Genomic DNA, 16,245 nt, shown 5'->3' on the forward strand with positions numbered 1-16,245 from the left:
TCCTAAAAGACAGGAGAATACGAGATGATTACAGCAGAACAAGCCCGCAAGATCATCGCCGCCGGCGAGGCGCGGGCCACGGAAATCGGCGTTCCGGTCAATATTGCAGTCCTGGACGCCGGCGTGAACCTGAAGGCCTTTGGCCGGATGGACGGTGCCCTTCTGGGCTCCATCGACATCGCTCTCGGCAAGGCCCGGACAGCCGCACTGTTCGGCATGCCCACCGAGGCGATCGGTGAATTCTCCAAACCCGGCGGCACCTCGCCCGGCCTGGAGCAGACCAATGGCGGTCTGGTGGTCTTCGCAGGCGGCCTCCCCCTGCTAGACACCAGCGGCATCCTTATCGGTGCAGTCGGCGTATCCGGCGGCGCAGTAGCTCAGGACCTCGACATCGCCCAAGCCGCGGCAGCGGCGCTCGGCAACTGAGCACCAACCCAAGCACAACCATCAACCCAAATGTGAAAGGAATGAATGTATCATGACAACCAAGACCATCCTCATCACCGGCGCTGGCTCTGGCTTCGGCAAGGCAGCGGCCATCGGCATGGCCAAGAATGGCCACAACATCATCGCTACCGTCCACGTATCCTCGCAGGTGACCCCGCTGCGCGAGGAAGCCGAAGCCCTCGGCCTCTCCAACCTGCGCGTCGAGCGGCTAGACTTGACCGACTCTTATGATATCAAGCAGGCGCAGTCCTGGGACTTCGACGTGCTCTGGAACAATGCGGGCATGGGCGAAGCCGGCCCGGTCTGGGAAATCCCCGTCGATCTCGTCCGCAAGAATTACGAGGTCAACGTCTTCCTGCCACTGATCCTCACTCAAGGCGTTGTCCAGAAATGGGTACGCGAGGGCAAGAAGGGCAAGGTCGTCTTCACTTCGTCCATGGGCGGCCTGTTCACCCCTGCCAACTGGGGCACCTATGTTTCGACCAAGCATGCGCTGGAGGCATTCGCCGAAGCCATGCAACAGGAGTTGGCCCAGTATGGGATCAGGGTCCAGACCATCAATCCGGGCGCCTATTACACGGGCTATAACGAAACGATGGCGGACAATCCGTTCCGCTGGCTCGATGACGAGGTCAACTTCACAAAGCGCGCCGATCTGCGCAAGGGCTTCGACGATTTCTTCGCCACGCCTGAAGGCAAGATGGATGCGCAGGAGATGATCGATCGCATGATCGAAATCGTCCCCGCCGACGAAGGCAAGTTCCGAAACGTCGTCCCTCAGGTGATCGAGGACATGCTGAAGAACCATCAGCTCGCCGCCTGGGAAAACCGGATCTGATCTCAACCTAAAAGACAGGAGAATACGAGATGATTACAGCAGAACAAGCCCGCAAGATCATCGCCGCCGGCGAGGCGCGGGCCACGGAAATCGGCGTTCCGGTCAATATTGCAGTCCTGGACGCCGGCGTGAACCTGAAGGCCTTTGGCCGGATGGACGGTGCCCTTCTGGGCTCCATCGACATCGCTCTCGGCAAGGCCCGGACAGCCGCACTGTTCGGCATGCCCACCGAGGCGATCGGTGAATTCTCCAAACCCGGCGGCACCTCGCCCGGCCTGGAGCAGACCAATGGCGGTCTGGTGGTCTTCGCAGGCGGCCTCCCCCTGCTAGACACCAGCGGCATCCTTATCGGTGCAGTCGGCGTATCCGGCGGCGCAGTAGCTCAGGACCTCGACATCGCCCAAGCCGCGGCAGCGGCGCTCGGCAACTGAGCACCAACCCAAGCACAACCATCAACCCAAATGTGAAAGGAATGAATGTATCATGACAACCAAGACCATCCTCATCACCGGCGCTGGCTCTGGCTTCGGCAAGGCAGCGGCCATCGGCATGGCCAAGAATGGCCACAACATCATCGCTACCGTCCACGTATCCTCGCAGGTGACCCCGCTGCGCGAGGAAGCCGAAGCCCTCGGCCTCTCCAACCTGCGCGTCGAGCGGCTAGACTTGACCGACTCTTATGATATCAAGCAGGCGCAGTCCTGGGACTTCGACGTGCTCTGGAACAATGCGGGCATGGGCGAAGCCGGCCCGGTCTGGGAAATCCCCGTCGATCTCGTCCGCAAGAATTACGAGGTCAACGTCTTCCTGCCACTGATCCTCACTCAAGGCGTTGTCCAGAAATGGGTACGCGAGGGCAAGAAGGGCAAGGTCGTCTTCACTTCGTCCATGGGCGGCCTGTTCACCCCTGCCAACTGGGGCACCTATGTTTCGACCAAGCATGCGCTGGAGGCATTCGCCGAAGCCATGCAACAGGAGCTGGCCCAGTATGGGATCAAGGTCCAGACCATCAATCCGGGCGCCTATTACACGGGCTATAACGAAACGATGGCGGACAATCCGTTCCGCTGGCTCGATGACGAGGTCAACTTCACAAAGCGCGCCGATCTGCGCAAGGGCTTCGACGATTTCTTCGCCACGCCTGAAGGCAAGATGGATGCGCAGGAGATGATCGATCGCATGATCGAAATCGTCCCCGCCGACGAAGGCAAGTTCCGAAACGTCGTCCCTCAGGTGATCGAGGACATGCTGAAGAACCATCAGCTTGCCGCCTGGGAAAACCGGATCTGATCTCAACCTGCCACCGGGCGGCGCCTCAAGCGGGTGCCGCCCCGAAAGTAGGGATTCTACATTTTACTCGCAAGAAATATTCGGCGGTAAAGTAATCATTCTTATATATAAGTGTGAGGTTTTCTCTTAAGGTAAATTAGGTTAGTTTTTTAAAATAATAAAAAATACCCTACGGAACCAACGCCGCAGGGTATTTTTTTAATAAGGTATTAACTGCGACCTACTTTGTTGCAGTCCGTGCGGGTTAAGTCATATACGCTTGAGTACATTCCTGTCGCCCGTACTCCAGCGACTCATATCTCTTGCTACTATGACCTTATTACGATAATAATTAGAATCAGTTTTAGGAGGAAATAAAAATGGATGAGAACAAAACACAAAATGACCATTCGCAGCATTGGTCGAATCCGACGCCTGCGGGGCTTGTTGCGCTTGCTGTAGCCTGCTTTTGCTTCTTTGCTTTGCTGACGGGGAGTGTAGATGCAAGTGCTATGCCGCTGCTTGCCTGCTTTTTGCTTGGCGGGTTCGTAATTCAGTTTGTAGTCGCTTTGCTTGACCTCAAGGCAAACAATCTGTCGGGCGGCAACACATACCTTTACTTTTCCGCATTCTTTATGCTTGTGAGCGGACTGGAAATGTTATTAAAGTATTACGAGCCCGGACTGGACGCGAGAATAGACGGTTGGGCATGGACTGCTCTTGCGCTTGTGGTTCTGCTCTGGACGCCCGCATTTTTCAAGTCACCGGCAATACTTTTCGAGCTTATAGTTGTATTGAACTTCGCGATAATCAGTATCGCTATTCACGACTTCGGCATAGTCAGCGCAGGATTCAGCAATGTTCTTGCTCATATCGCCGCATACGCGCTGCTCATCTGCGGATTGCTTGGAATATATCTGTCGGCTGCGCTTGTGGTGAACGGCACTTTTGGCAAAGAAATCTTTCCGAATCCGAGTCCGTTCTATACTAAATTGCAAAATAGAAAGAAAAACTGAAAATTGAAAAGCACGGACATCTCCGTGCTTTTTCTTATTTTTTCGGGAAAATAACTTCAGTTGTGTCCTCGTGACAATTAAATTAGTTAAATATTAATGAAATTAAACATTCAGCACGTGCATAATGTTTCCGTTCATTATCATAAGCACCAGGACATGCTGTTTTCCGGCTGGTTCGCCAGCCACTAAAAAACAACTCTCATTATCCCTGTGCTTCCGAAGCGTCCGTTACAATCTCGCCAGTTTCGCAGTCAATGATAATCTCATCATCTGATGCAAACTTGATTTTAGGCTCGGCGGTCTTGTCGTTTAAAGTGCTGACCGTTCCGTCAGCCGTGATGAAGTCTGAACGCAGCGGCGCGTATTTCAATGGGGGTGCGCGGCGACTACTGGCGTATGGACGACGAGCGCGTTGCTCGGTCGTTCGAAGACCGAACGAAGATGAGCTTTTCGAAATCAGGATGACAAACGCTTACCTCGCTAAACTAATACCGTTGTCCAACCTAATTTTTAAACGATCATTCGATTAATAACCTCGTCACTACCCGCATTGTCCGCCCTTATCCACAAGGAGAGGAGAGGGTGACCATCAATAAGGCGTTTCGCGGTCAGTCCTACTCGATTCCGGCATTCTCCAGAATGAAAGAATAAGGAAGGGTCCGATTAACCATTCTATAATTATGAGTGGGTGCTATGTTTAAAATAACTTTGAATTTGCCAGAATGGCGCACATTGAATCGCATGTCTAGGCAAGACGTTGAGGCATTCACGGTTATACCTACGGACATTACGCAGGGGACCAGCTGCTTGTACAATGGTCCAGGCTTGCCAATGAAGCAGCAGGGACGTAGCCACGTATGTGATCTGAAGAAAGCTTTTCCGAGGTAAAGTGAAACTAACAGCCCCGTACTTGTATTTATGGGGTTATTTGTTGTTCGCCGATAACATGTCGGAACGTCAAAATGATTCTGTGATTGAGATGATCAATTCTATTAAAAACCTATTGACTCGCCGAAAACTCTAAGCACTCCATATAGTTCCGCAACATCGATTGTTATGCGAGATTTAATAGTTTTAGCGACGGGTAACAGACCCAGGTGAACATCCGATCAGCCCCGGCTACTGAGAAATACACCACCAAGACAAAATTGGTCAACCAGCCAACGCGATTTAACCATCCCCCCCCCCCCGTCTTACCATAGCCGTTGCTGATATTCGTTCGGTAACATGCCGGAGTGGCGAAGGAACAGGCGTGTAAAGATCTCCGTAGTGCAGCCGACCTGTTCGGCGATTTCCTTGATTTTTTTCTTCGGCTACTCTTCCATGAGCTTGCAGGCCATTTGGTAGCGGAATTCGACCAAATAGTCCTTGAAGTTGCGGCCCACTTCTGATGCCCGGTAAAATGTCCGATTCATGCCCGTTTTTTTTACCGATAATTACAAGGTGGGGAAAGGTTAAGTTTTAACTCGTATTGTATTACTATAGGATAGGGGATTATTAGAGGGTAATGGGTTTGAATTATTACGAACGCATGTTACGCGCATTTTCCAGGAAGGCCATCATTTATACGCTGCTGATCGAGCCCGTCTTTTTGCAGCTTTATTGGTTTCCTTCGAGACATCGCGCCGCCGGCCGATTCGTCCTGGGAGAAGGGCGCGTCCAACTGGGCGAAGTGCCGCGAAGAGCTGCTTACCAAGTATAAAGGACGTGAACTGTTCAAGACGTATGCAGAGCAGATCTCCAAGGCGCACGGACGACGATATCTCTTGTATATCTTAATTCCGTTACTATGAGGTCCGCTGCATGCATATTCATTCAAGAGATGAATTCATATGTAAGTACAGGACGATCATATAACACAGTACGATCTATTGGGAAAAGGAGGTGAATCTTTCGTGTTCTGGCAACTAGAATGTTTCGTTGGAATTTGCAAAGAAGGAAGCTTTACTAAGGCCGCAGAAGTTTTAATGATCTCTCAATCTAATTTAAGTCAACATATCCGATTTTTAGAAGGAGAAGTTGGAACTCCTTTGTTTGAGAGAGTTGGTAGGGGGGTAAAGATTACAGCTGCCGGTGAAATACTTTACGAAAAGGCTCTTTCTGTGATGAGGCTCATTGAAGAATCGAAGAAAGAAACTTACGAGTTACGCAATGCTCGAACAAATAATCTTTTGGTAGGCATCCCGCATATGGACTTTTTTTGTTTAATACCCCGTTTTTTGAAATTCCATGAACAGTATCCTGATATCACATTACAATTTGCCAGTGCAGAGGATACATCACAGCAATTATTGAATAGTAGTATCGATATTGGCATTACCGACAATCATGAACCAAACAAAGAAATTCACATGATGCACCTATATAAAGAAGAACAAGGATTGGTCGTTTATGCGGATCATCCATGGGCAGATCGAACCGTTATTTCTTTTCAGGAGCTAGAAGATTTAGAATCTGTCTTATTTGTTAGGGATTTAAGTCTAATCCAGCAACTTCATACATTCAGCGATAAGATCGCTAAATCTTCAAAGTTTGAGTCAGCTTACACATCAATGCATCTTTTTATGGTGCTGCATAAGATGGGGGTAGCTATTTTACCTGCTTCTTTAATTGAAAACAGCTTTTTTGGTCAGCAATTAAAAATGATTCGTCTCGTAGATCCAACGCCTGTTCGTGAGATCAAACTTATTTTTAAAAAGCATCATTACAATAATCCTTCGGTTCAAACATGTATCGAGTTTTTTCTAGAACAATCGAAAACACTTGGCACACTATGGCCATCGCAAATAGGGTAATTATGAAGTTTAAACGCTTCCTCGATTTACCCTCCAACCCATATTAAAAAAAGACAGTCACTGCTGACTGTCTTTTTTTTGCGATGAATTGAATTATCATCAGCAAGAATCGCTGTAACGCATAGCGATTGCCAAGACGGTATCGTAGGTTTCTTGGCATGCCCAATCTCGATGGTACTCCAGCAGAACGGACAGTCAGTTGAACAGACATGTCCCATTAAATGTCGCTTATATAGCGGCTTTTATTTTAAATTCTAGGGGTGCATTTTTATTGTGCAAAGCGGGCTTGGTCTAAATAGAAAAAACATTTGGACCTTTCAGAAAAGCGATAGCACCAAAAGTACGTTAAAGTTAATTAATCAGGTGGGATTCACAAACAACAGGAATATGGTAAAGACAATGAATATGGTGGACTATCAATTTCGATTGGTTCACCAGCAAGTGGGGAGACAACGTCGTTTCCGATTATATAACGAAGTAGACGGGCATCAGCTTGAACTTTATCGTGCCTGCTGACAACGTCAACGAGAAGCCCAACACGATGATGGCAGCAAGGTCGCTTCCTGACTTCATCACGCTGGGCTAAGTACGAGGATGCCGTGCAGAAGATGATCAAGGGAGATAGGGTGCTTCGATTAAATGAGCTAGCGGATCAGTATGATCCTTATTTCTATATAGTCGCAGACCCCATAGCTGGTATACACAGGCTGACGGCAATGTGGTATGACTACCCGAATGCTTTCTTGAACAGAACCAGCCAGCGAATATAGGTGATGTCAATTCTAAGGGGTGCATATCACTCTCAATGAGGCGCCGCTTTTTTGTTTGAACTATCTTTGCAGCGAGGGATACACAATGGAATTACGCCAACTTAAATATTTTATTCAAATATGCAAATCGGGAAGTTTCACTAAAGCTAAAGGAGAATTAGGTGTGACTCAGCCTACACTAAGTCGGCAAATTCGGGCTTTGGAAGATGAGTATAATATTCCACTGTTCGATCGGGTAAGTAGGGGAGTTGAAGTAACGGAAGCGGGAAAAATTCTCTTGAAAAAGGGCAACGCTATAATGAATCTTCTTGAAGAGGCGCGAAATGAAATATATGGCGTAAACAATATATCTAGAGAAATAATTTCTATTGGATGTTGTCCTTCTGAACTTGAATATCTTGCTCCCTATTTCATGAGATTTCGCGAAAAGTACCCGAATTTTTTATTAAAAATTATCGATGCTGAGGATGCCGAGAATAAAGTTTTGGAGCAAAGGGTAGACATTGGAATCACCGCAAAACCGATTTCTGATGCTTCGGTCATTTCGACTCATTTGTATAGACAAGAAATGGCGCTATTGGTTCACTCAGAACATCCTTTGGCTGATAAATCTTCAATTCCTTTTCGATCCTTGAAGCAATTGAATTCTATCATGTTTCGAGACGAAAACAAATCATTAATTAATATGTATTGTTTATCTTGTGGGTTCACCTTGAAGTCGATAATAGAAACGTCCTCCACTTCAGTATTGATTCATTGGGTTCGTCATGGACTTGGAGCAGCTCTTATACCAACATCTTTGCTCGAAAGTTTAAGGGACGAATCTTTGCGTATTGTAAGATTAGAAGGCCATGTTCCTTGTTGGGATATATCTCTTGTATATCTTAATTCCGTTACTATGAGGCCCACTGCACGTTTATTCATTAAAGAGATGAATTCATATGTCCAAGCGGTGCTGCGCTAACGGTTAATGATAGCGTTCGAATTAGAGGCATTTCCAACTGCAGCCGTTTCGCTCAAGTCGTTGCGAATCATTTCGGATGAATCACTGTGCAAGCCGCTTACCCTTCATTTTTTTTATCGCGAAATAAAGAACAAACAGCAGAGGGATATAAGCGATAACGAAATAAATTCCAATTTGCGAAGTGAAACGGCTTAAAGCATAGATTTTAGTCTGATCGTTAAATGGTTGAGCTGCGATAAAAAGGAACGCGAGTACGACAACCAAAAATAACTTTGGCTTTAACGCAAACAATCTTTTCGTTAATCTTGTGCAACACCATAATGGAATGCAAACGGTTGGGATGATGATCATGAGCCAAATAAAAATGAACAGATATTCGAATCTCTCAAGAAATGGCACTTCGATGATTTTCATCATCTCTAAGGTAGGCCAAAGAGTTCGACTCAGATGTCCTTGGCTGAAATAAAGGAGGGTAACGATTAATAGCGCCAGATACTTGATTGTGCTAAAAAGCAGGGCAAAATGCGCCCATTTTATGTTGGTTTGCGGGGACTTTAAAAATGGAAAATACAACAGCAATGATTCAAAACCGAGAAAGACAACACTCGAAGATTGCGAGGACTTCAATAAGTCTGAGAAAGAATGGTTGAATATAGGGAAGAAATAATTCAACTGCCCGTGTTGCAATGGAAAATATAACGAGAACATGAGCCCGGTGGATAATAGTACGCTAAAAAAACAAAAACCCGTCAGGACTCTGAAACCTCCGGTTATTAAGTAGTATAAAATGATAAGAAGCGCAAGCGATAATTCCCACGTCTTTAAAGCGGGAAAAATCCATACCTGAAGGATGTTGATGTAAGCCAGCAGGACCGTAAGCGCAATAATAAAGAAGTATCCGATCAACAATAGGGATACAGCGTTTCCCAAGAACCTGCCGAAGCAATAACGGTGAACATCGATGATATCCTTGGAAGGATTATTCAGGATCTTAACCATCATCCATAATACAATATGTAAGCATAATCCTGCGATAATGACGGCTATCCAAGAATCTTGTCCGGCGCCTTCAATAATCTGACGTTGAAAGCTGAGCATGCCGATTCCCGTTTGAGTGGAATGAATGAGAAAAAATACAAGAAAGCCGGATATTTTGTAATTTTCTTTAACTGCGCAGTGCATTATGACCCCACTCCTGATTGAGAAAAGATAACTTCAGTATGGATGATAAAATTAAGCTTTGGATAGGTATCTCTATAAAAATCCTCTTCGTTCCATTCTTTTAATTTTCCCCTGTACAATTCTCCAAACCCGGCAGGGTCGACGTTACGACTTTGGAATTTTTCGATTACGGCAACGATCTTCCGCTGAAGCTCATCTTCGACTCGACTTTTCAGATCGCTCATTTCTTTATTGTCCAGCAAGTTTACGGTTGCCGGATATTCTTTGACCTGAACATGTAAAACAAAAGAAACAACAGCCTTTTCATTCGTGAGGGATATGTTCCTTTTGCCATTTAACAAATTCATTAAAATGTGTTCGTTCTTGCCCGTTGCCAACTCCAATTGCCCTGTCAGGTTTTTATCTTTCAGAAGCTTTAGAAAAAAAGCCTCTTGACGGTTGATTTGCAGCGTGAATTTTTCTCTTTTAAAGATACCTGCCCCGTCCATATGCAATAGTCCGTCCGGGTCTATATTCACAATCGGCAAGAAGATATCTTGGCCTTCGCCAAAATATTGATTCAGCAATATGTTTAAATTTGTTGTCGGCGTATTTCCCTCCTTCATGTTTTGTTCAATTAAATTCGAAAAATAATAAGGTGGTTGTTTCAAAGAATGCGTGAGTATCTTGTTCGAAGTTTGATTGGTTAGAACAACGGTAGTATTGCTTCCCATCACGGGATCGCGGAGAAGCGAATGGATAAGCTCTGAGATTCTATGCTTCGCAAAGTCTTCGCTTAATACCAATGTACGGGTCTGGCCAAGCGCGATCGGGAACTGGGATTGGGCCGTGAACGACGCAGTAATGCCTTGAACCGTGGCCGATTGTCCTTTCATTAATAAAAGCGGACTGCCTCTATGCGTAGTTTTGTACAACGGGTACGATGCAAAGCCCTTTATGGCTTGTCCTTCCATGTCATATCCTAAACTTTGCACAATCTTTATTTCATCAATGATTTGTAATTTGGCGCATCCCGACAGAACGAGAGCCAGCGATAAGCTTAGACCAATCATCTTCATCGTATCTTCTCCTGGGTATAAGATTCTATTCTTCGTTAAAGTTGTCACCTTTATCATTTCTCGGACGGACGTTGTACCGTTTCTGCGTGAGCGGACGCAGGTACCCCGGGCGTAAATAAGAGGATTCGACGGAAGAGCGAACGAAACTGTCTCGATAATCCTTGTAACGGAAAGGGAACATAGGGACGAGATAGGGATTGCCTAACGACTTTAGTCTCAAGAGGTGTCCCAAAATAAGCACAATCCCCATCATAATGCCAAGTCCCCCCCATAGAGCGGCAAGGCCGATTAACGGAAACCGTAAAAAACGAATGGTGTTCGACATTTTATAAATAGGAGTCGTAAATGAAGCAAGAGCGGAAAGAGAAACGAAAATGAGCAGAATATTGCTTGTGAGGGCGGCAGCTACCGCCGCTTGCCCGATAACAATACCGCCGACGATACCCAGCGTTTGGCCCACCTTCGTGGGGAGCCTGGCTCCTGCTTCGCGCAAAAGCTCGATCGTTATTTCTAGAAACAACGCTTCCACGACCGGCATAAAGGGTACGTTGACTCTTGAGTCAATAATGGAACCCATGAGTTCCCAAGGGATGACCGAATAGTGGAAACTTGTGACGGCTACATAGATAGGGGTTGCCATAATGGAAAAAAGTACCCCGAAATACCGGATGAGGCGAAAGAAGGAACCAATAACCCATGGGAGATAATAATCTTCAGGAGAAATGAAAAAATCGAAGATCGTTGCAGGTCCGATTAATACATACGGAGAGCCGTTGCATACGATGACAAGCTGTCCGGAGATCAGGGCATATTTGATGCGGTCAACTCGTTCGGACGTCATAAATAAAGGGAAAGGCGAATTGGAGTTATCTGTAATGATTTGGTCAATAAAAGAACTATCGAAGATGACGTCGAAATCAAAATCAGAAAGTCTTTGTCTAACGGTGTTAACGTGTTGACGGCTTGTTATCCCGTCAATGTAACCAATAGCGACTCTAGTTTTGGATAAGGAACCGACGGTGCTTTCTTCAAATTTGAGTTTATCCGACTTGATGATTCTGCGAATCAGCTTCAGATTGGTATCGATATCTTCGACAAACCCGACTTTCGGTCCGACAACGCTGTATTCGTTTTCGGTATCGTTATTTTTGCGAATGGCGCTGTTTAAATCACTGATATTGATTAATATTCCTTCGTTATAGTTTTCGTCCAACTGTATAAAGACGAAACCGTTCATTAAATGCTCCATAATTTCATCGGCTCCAGATGATACCCTTATATCCTGAATAGGGATTAGAGCGCGCAATTCCTGCAGATGATTAATACTGTTCTCCGGAGTTTTGAGAAAGGTCAATATTTCGTGATGCAATTGTTCTTTGCTAATGAGCGTATTGTAATAGGACAAATAAAAAGAGTTCCATTTTGTATGCACGCTGGTTTGAGCAAAATCGTCGGATCCGGATAATTCTTTTAATGAGTCGTAGAAAGTCCTTTGCATGTATGTACCACCTATCGGCTTATGAAAAAAGTCATGAGCTTATCATTTACCAACTATAAATTTGTTATTCATAGATGTCGGGAATTAAAATGGTTCCGAAAATTGGTATTGGAGCGATTACTCCTTGGAATAAGTGATTTTCTCTATCCTCGGGAGATAAGAAGCAGTACAAAAACTTAAGGAATTTAGTCAGTCCCGATGATGGTTAGATCTCATCGGGACTTTTTTATTTAGAGATGTATTTCTATATCTACGACTGGAGAAAGGTTTAAACGAGTAAGTAACATACCTGAATAATCAAGTCGATGTTGCTAGGTAAGAACCTCCGATGGGGTAAATGCTCGACTAGCGTGAAATGAGTGCGGCAATGCCGGCATTATTAACAAGACCATCTAGACGTCCATAAGTCTCGACAGCAAATTCGACCAATCTCCTTACATCTTCTTCTTTGCTTACATCTGTTTTGAAGAAGGATGCTTCACCGCCACTAGCGTTTATCTCATTTACAACCTGCGTTCCCTTTTCTGTGTTGATATCTGAAACAACGACTTCCATGCCATTCTCTGCGTAACAAAGCGCAATCGCTTTTCCTAGTCCGTCTGCGGCGCCGGTTACAATTGCGACTTTTCCTTTTACGCTCGAAAAATCTTCATATTATGTCCTCCATTCAAAATATCAAAATACTGTGTTCTTTACGTTCTATACCATCTGCCTTCTACATTAAGGAATTCCGATAGGCTTATCTAACGTTTTGACGACTTTCACGATAATACTTTAACGACTTTCTAAACCATGACGACTACGGCGGATGCAGGACGGACGGCTTGTTGAAGTAATTGTCAATCCAAATAATATATAAAATCATTTTCTACCAATGATGCTCAACTAGCGTCAAATTTTCATGACATGTACAATGGAACGAGCTGTTATATAATAACGGAAAATAAATTTTCGAAGCGTTCATACAATTGCCAACTTCAACTAGAGGTCGTGAAAATATGGAATACCTTAAAAAATTGCCGATAAGAGTTCAATTATCTATGTTGGTCATTATCATTATCGTAATCGTTATTTTTATTATTTTTACCAATTACTTCAAAGCAGCTAATGTCGTGGAAAAGAAAAATGAAGAATACTTTACAGAAATGATTTCTCAAATGAATCAAACCTTATCTTCCAACAGCGATGTTGTGAAGCGAATTATTCAAAATATTTCTTATAATTCGCCCATCGTCCAGCAATATTTGACTGAGACTAATCCGGCAGCGAAATTTGTGCAATATAATCAGCTGAAAAGCTATATTTCAGACATGACCAGTATGAAGGACGGTATTTTGGATATCGCGCTGATCGGAAGCAACGGCACGAAATTCAACATCAACGGCGATATCAGTAACCTCGTCCCGCTTAAAGATGAAATACCGGAAAAACAGCTTTATTATTTTACGGCCTTGAAAACGCTCCCTTTCAATAATGAAAACAAAAATGTATTTATTGCGGGGGCTCAAATCTATTCCATTGACAATTTAGAAAGCACGAAAGCAATCGGCACGCTTCTGGTTGTTATGGATGCAAACGCTCTACTCGGCTCCTCAAACAAAGCGTTACGGATCAGTGGAAGTAAAGCCTATGCATTGGACCGCAATGGCAACGTTTTTTTTACCAATGATGACGAGATAAAGCCTGGCAGCGCCTATCCACCCCTCTTATCGTTGGAAAAAGATGGGGATGTTATCATTCAGAAAGGCGCGGTTCCCGATATTGGGGGAGAAATTATTTTCAAGCTGCCGAAAAGCGAGCTTCTTAGCGGCATCGAAGAAATTCGCAAGCAATCTTTTTTGATCTTCTTTATTTCCTTGCTTTTATTGGCCATCCCTTTTTTTCTAGTAATCAATAATATTCTTCAGCCTTTAAAGAAGTTAATGCGGTTAATGAATGAAATCAAGTTAGGCAAACTGAACAATCTTCGAAAGCGGATCAGTCTGCAGGGATATGCGGAAATCATTATCATGGCAAACGATTTCAATGAGATGCTGGACGAAATTGACGACCTGACTCATCGCCTGTTGGAAAGCAAGACAAGACTGTACGAGGCGGAATTGGTCAAAAAGCAGTCCGAAATGGCGTATTTGCAAAGCCAAATTAATCCGCACTTTTTATATAACACGCTGGAGTCCATCAATGGAATTGCGGCGAAAGAAGGGGCTGACAAAATATATCATATGACAAAAGCGCTGTCCCTTGTTTTTCGTTATAGCGTGAAAGGAACGGATACGGTTCCGCTTCGCGAGGAGCTCGCGATGATTAAAAGCTTTATCTACATTCAAAAAATCCGTTTCGGCAACCGGTTTGAAGTGAAATATCATTTTCCCGAAGAGATTTTGGAGTACAGGGTTCCGAAAATGATTTTGCAGCCGATCGTGGAAAATGCGATTTTTCACGGAATTGAGCCGAAAAGCGGGGAGGTCTTATTGGAGCTGGCAGGAGAGATTTCGGGAGATATGATCTTGTTAACTGTTAAAGACAACGGAATGGGCATGGATGATGAAAAGCTTCGTATGATAATGAATAGCTTGTCTGCCAAGCAGGGGTTAATAGGCCAAAACCAGGATTGGACCATAAGCATTGGATTGGCGAACGTAAACAATCGGGTAAAATTGAAATATGGGAACGAGTATGGCATTATAATCGAAAGTGAACCCGGGTTGGGTACAGAAGTTGTCATTATGATGCCGGGTGGGAGTGACTCCGATGTTTAAAGTCTTTCTTGTAGACGATGAAGAGATGGTGATCGAGAGTTTAAAAGCATGCGTGGACTGGAACAAATATGGGTTCGAGGTCGCGGGCTTTGCCTTGAGAGGCGAGGAAGCGTTCAAAATGATTGCGGTCATGAAACCGGATGTCGTATTTACGGATATCCGGATGCCCGGCATGAGCGGTCTTGAACTCATTAAACGTTTAAAGGATACATTCAATCCTGCTCTGGCAATCGTTGTAAGCGGGTACGCCGAGTTTGCCTTGGCACAGAAAGCGATTAATTACGGCGCCTTCGGATACTGCTTGAAGCCGTTCGACGAAGGCGAGATTATCGGTTTCCTGAAAAAAGCAAGGGCGGTTCTGGAGGAGCGCGACACATCCATTGCTACAAAAATATGGGATCTTATGGAGGAAAATCATACGGGGGCAAGTGTTGGTTTACGCAGGATGTTAATCTTGTCGGGAATCGATCTGGAATCGGCTGAGGGCATGAAGGCAATCGTCACGATCGGAAAAAGCAAGCTCAAGCTTGACGGGGTGCGAGGCTGCGTCATCTTGAATATAGGATTCGGCAAATACGCTTACCTGATTCAGGAGAACCTTGATAGCCAATTGCAAATCGATTTGCGGGAAGCGGCAGCCAGCGGAATAAAGGGAATCGGAGTCAGCGGCATCATCCGCAAGGAAGAACAGATCAAAGAAGCGATTCATACGGCTGAAATCAACGCGTACCGCTACTTTATAACCGGCGAGCCGTGCAGCGTTTCAGATGAAGCAGCCAACGAAGCAGCGGGCGGGCCGGAGAAAGATCATTCCATCAAAAAAATGGAGGAAACCATCGGCAAAAACGATATTGCTGCGCTTTTCGATTTGCTTGACGAGACGGGAGCCTCATTTGCGAGCGGGCAATTGCATATGAAGCATGCTTTGATCGTTTACAATCAGATCATGTCGTTCGCTCATAAGAACGATGAAGAACCATACGAAGATTATATGTATTCCTTGGACCAGCTTGCAGGATTGTTCAGTACCGCTCATGACATGCTGCTGTTCCTGAAAGAACGGTTAAGGGAGAAGCTCGAAACGACAACGGGGTGGAAGCTTCTTCATGTGAGGAATCGAACATTCAAAGCTATCTTAGCCTATGTCGATGAAAATTATTGCCGCGACATATCGATTTCAAGCATTTCAAAACAATTTAATGTGAATGGCAACTACATAAGCCAGCTGTTCACGAAGGAAGTCGGAACAACGTTCACGCAATATTTGTCAAAGCTGCGGATCGATTATGCTTGTCAATTGCTCACGACCACGGATCTTCCCATCAACGAAATAGCCGAAAAGACAGGGTATGACGATAACTTCTATTTTAGCCGGATTTTTAAAAGAATGAAGGGAACATCGCCCAGCGCCTACCGGGTTGGGAAGCAATGAAAAAGCTCAAAAAATAAATTCGGCCGCATCAGGCCGGATTTTTTTTTTTTGCGCTGATGGACAATACTTCGTGAATCATGGATTTTTCTTATGTACACTCAGCAAATATAACGCTTTCATTTCGTATCAATCGTACATTTTTGCCTAACCTGCGTGAATGTTCCTGTCGATAAAAGTCGATTATTATAGAGCTGTAATGAAAAAGATAGAGGTGAAC

General features: G+C 45.1%; 14 protein-coding genes and 1 pseudogene. 11 read left to right on the forward strand and 4 right to left on the reverse strand.

Annotated elements, in window-relative coordinates; translation table 11 throughout:
- Positions 1-24 precede the first annotated feature (24 nt).
- From DFP97_RS10625 to DFP97_RS10665, 9 genes and pseudogenes are all read left to right on the forward strand, one after another.
- Positions 25-426: a GlcG/HbpS family heme-binding protein gene (locus DFP97_RS10625; protein ID WP_114379979.1), complete on the forward strand. Its 402-nt coding sequence runs from the start codon at positions 25-27 to the stop codon at positions 424-426.
- Between the two features lie 52 nt (positions 427-478).
- Positions 479-1,285 (forward strand): SDR family oxidoreductase, encoded by an 807-nt coding sequence (locus DFP97_RS10630; protein WP_114379980.1) that lies wholly within the window; start codon positions 479-481, stop codon positions 1,283-1,285.
- A 29-nt stretch (positions 1,286-1,314) separates the two neighbouring features.
- Complete coding sequence (locus tag DFP97_RS10635) at positions 1,315-1,716, forward strand: GlcG/HbpS family heme-binding protein (RefSeq protein WP_114379979.1); 402 nt, start codon at positions 1,315-1,317, stop codon at positions 1,714-1,716.
- A gap of 52 nt (positions 1,717-1,768) precedes the next feature.
- Positions 1,769-2,575, forward strand: a complete 807-nt coding sequence (locus DFP97_RS10640) for an SDR family oxidoreductase (protein WP_114379981.1) — start codon at positions 1,769-1,771, stop codon at positions 2,573-2,575.
- 359 nt (positions 2,576-2,934) lie between these two features.
- On the forward strand, positions 2,935-3,570 hold the full coding sequence (locus tag DFP97_RS10645; protein WP_114379982.1) for an acetate uptake transporter family protein: 636 nt from the start codon (positions 2,935-2,937) through the stop codon (positions 3,568-3,570).
- Between the two features lie 1,513 nt (positions 3,571-5,083).
- Complete coding sequence (locus DFP97_RS10650; RefSeq protein ID WP_147275043.1) at positions 5,084-5,272, forward strand: hypothetical protein; 189 nt, start codon at positions 5,084-5,086, stop codon at positions 5,270-5,272.
- A 193-nt stretch (positions 5,273-5,465) separates the two neighbouring features.
- Positions 5,466-6,365: a LysR family transcriptional regulator gene (locus DFP97_RS10655; protein ID WP_114379984.1), complete on the forward strand. Its 900-nt coding sequence runs from the start codon at positions 5,466-5,468 to the stop codon at positions 6,363-6,365.
- A 409-nt stretch (positions 6,366-6,774) separates the two neighbouring features.
- Positions 6,775-7,105: pseudogene (locus tag DFP97_RS31455) on the forward strand (extracellular solute-binding protein); the annotation flags it as partial.
- 115 nt (positions 7,106-7,220) lie between these two features.
- Positions 7,221-8,099, forward strand: coding sequence for a LysR family transcriptional regulator (locus DFP97_RS10665; RefSeq protein WP_114379985.1), 879 nt, complete (start codon positions 7,221-7,223; stop codon positions 8,097-8,099).
- Positions 8,100-8,180: 81 nt separating this feature from the next.
- Here the strand turns inward: DFP97_RS10665 and DFP97_RS10670 are convergent, their stop codons facing one another.
- The 4 genes from DFP97_RS10670 to DFP97_RS10685 all read right to left on the reverse strand — a co-directional run bounded on the left by DFP97_RS10670 (position 8,181) and on the right by DFP97_RS10685 (position 12,455).
- Entirely contained in the window at positions 8,181-9,281 is a 1,101-nt protein-coding gene (locus tag DFP97_RS10670; protein ID WP_114379986.1) for a GerAB/ArcD/ProY family transporter, read from the reverse strand.
- Positions 9,281-10,339, reverse strand: coding sequence for a Ger(x)C family spore germination protein (locus tag DFP97_RS10675; protein WP_181873460.1), 1,059 nt, complete (start codon positions 10,337-10,339; stop codon positions 9,281-9,283). Before DFP97_RS10675 ends, DFP97_RS10670 begins: the two co-directional genes overlap by 1 nt.
- A gap of 25 nt (positions 10,340-10,364) precedes the next feature.
- The gene (locus DFP97_RS10680) at positions 10,365-11,837 is read right to left on the reverse strand and encodes a spore germination protein (RefSeq protein WP_114379988.1); all 1,473 of its coding nucleotides are present in this window, start codon (positions 11,835-11,837) and stop codon (positions 10,365-10,367) included.
- Positions 11,838-12,182: 345 nt separating this feature from the next.
- Positions 12,183-12,455 (reverse strand): SDR family NAD(P)-dependent oxidoreductase, encoded by a 273-nt coding sequence (locus tag DFP97_RS10685; protein WP_114379989.1) that lies wholly within the window; start codon positions 12,453-12,455, stop codon positions 12,183-12,185.
- Between the two features lie 422 nt (positions 12,456-12,877).
- On the opposite strand from DFP97_RS10685, the gene DFP97_RS10690 reads away from it, so the two are divergent.
- Together DFP97_RS10690 and DFP97_RS10695 are read left to right on the forward strand one after the other, a co-directional pair.
- Positions 12,878-14,596 (forward strand): sensor histidine kinase, encoded by a 1,719-nt coding sequence (locus DFP97_RS10690; RefSeq protein ID WP_181873461.1) that lies wholly within the window; start codon positions 12,878-12,880, stop codon positions 14,594-14,596.
- Positions 14,589-16,028 carry a response regulator transcription factor gene (locus DFP97_RS10695; RefSeq protein ID WP_114379991.1) on the forward strand — a complete coding sequence of 480 codons (1,440 nt, stop codon included), beginning with the start codon at positions 14,589-14,591 and terminating at the stop codon, positions 16,026-16,028. Before DFP97_RS10690 ends, DFP97_RS10695 begins: the two co-directional genes overlap by 8 nt.
- Positions 16,029-16,245: the final 217 nt, after the last annotated feature.

Origin of the sequence: Paenibacillus prosopidis, from assembly GCF_003337375.1 — a bacterium.
Lineage (GTDB): Bacteria > Bacillota > Bacilli > Paenibacillales > Paenibacillaceae > Pristimantibacillus > Pristimantibacillus prosopidis.

Excerpts from the sequence above, each read along its gene's own strand:
- DFP97_RS10625 (WP_114379979.1), top strand. The coding sequence starts at position 25 with ATGATTACAGCAGAACAAGCCCGCAAGATCATCGCCGCCGGCGAGGCG.
- DFP97_RS10630 (WP_114379980.1), top strand. The coding sequence starts at position 479 with ATGACAACCAAGACCATCCTCATCACCGGCGCTGGCTCTGGCTTCGGC.
- DFP97_RS10635 (WP_114379979.1), top strand. The coding sequence starts at position 1,315 with ATGATTACAGCAGAACAAGCCCGCAAGATCATCGCCGCCGGCGAGGCG.
- DFP97_RS10640 (WP_114379981.1), top strand. The coding sequence starts at position 1,769 with ATGACAACCAAGACCATCCTCATCACCGGCGCTGGCTCTGGCTTCGGC.
- DFP97_RS10645 (WP_114379982.1), top strand. The coding sequence starts at position 2,935 with ATGGATGAGAACAAAACACAAAATGACCATTCGCAGCATTGGTCGAAT.
- DFP97_RS10665 (WP_114379985.1), top strand. The coding sequence starts at position 7,221 with ATGGAATTACGCCAACTTAAATATTTTATTCAAATATGCAAATCGGGA.
- DFP97_RS10670 (WP_114379986.1), bottom strand. The coding sequence starts at position 9,281 with ATGCACTGCGCAGTTAAAGAAAATTACAAAATATCCGGCTTTCTTGTA.
- DFP97_RS10675 (WP_181873460.1), bottom strand. The coding sequence starts at position 10,339 with ATGAAGATGATTGGTCTAAGCTTATCGCTGGCTCTCGTTCTGTCGGGA.
- DFP97_RS10680 (WP_114379988.1), bottom strand. The coding sequence starts at position 11,837 with ATGCAAAGGACTTTCTACGACTCATTAAAAGAATTATCCGGATCCGAC.
- DFP97_RS10690 (WP_181873461.1), top strand. The coding sequence starts at position 12,878 with ATGTTGGTCATTATCATTATCGTAATCGTTATTTTTATTATTTTTACC.
- DFP97_RS10695 (WP_114379991.1), top strand. The coding sequence starts at position 14,589 with ATGTTTAAAGTCTTTCTTGTAGACGATGAAGAGATGGTGATCGAGAGT.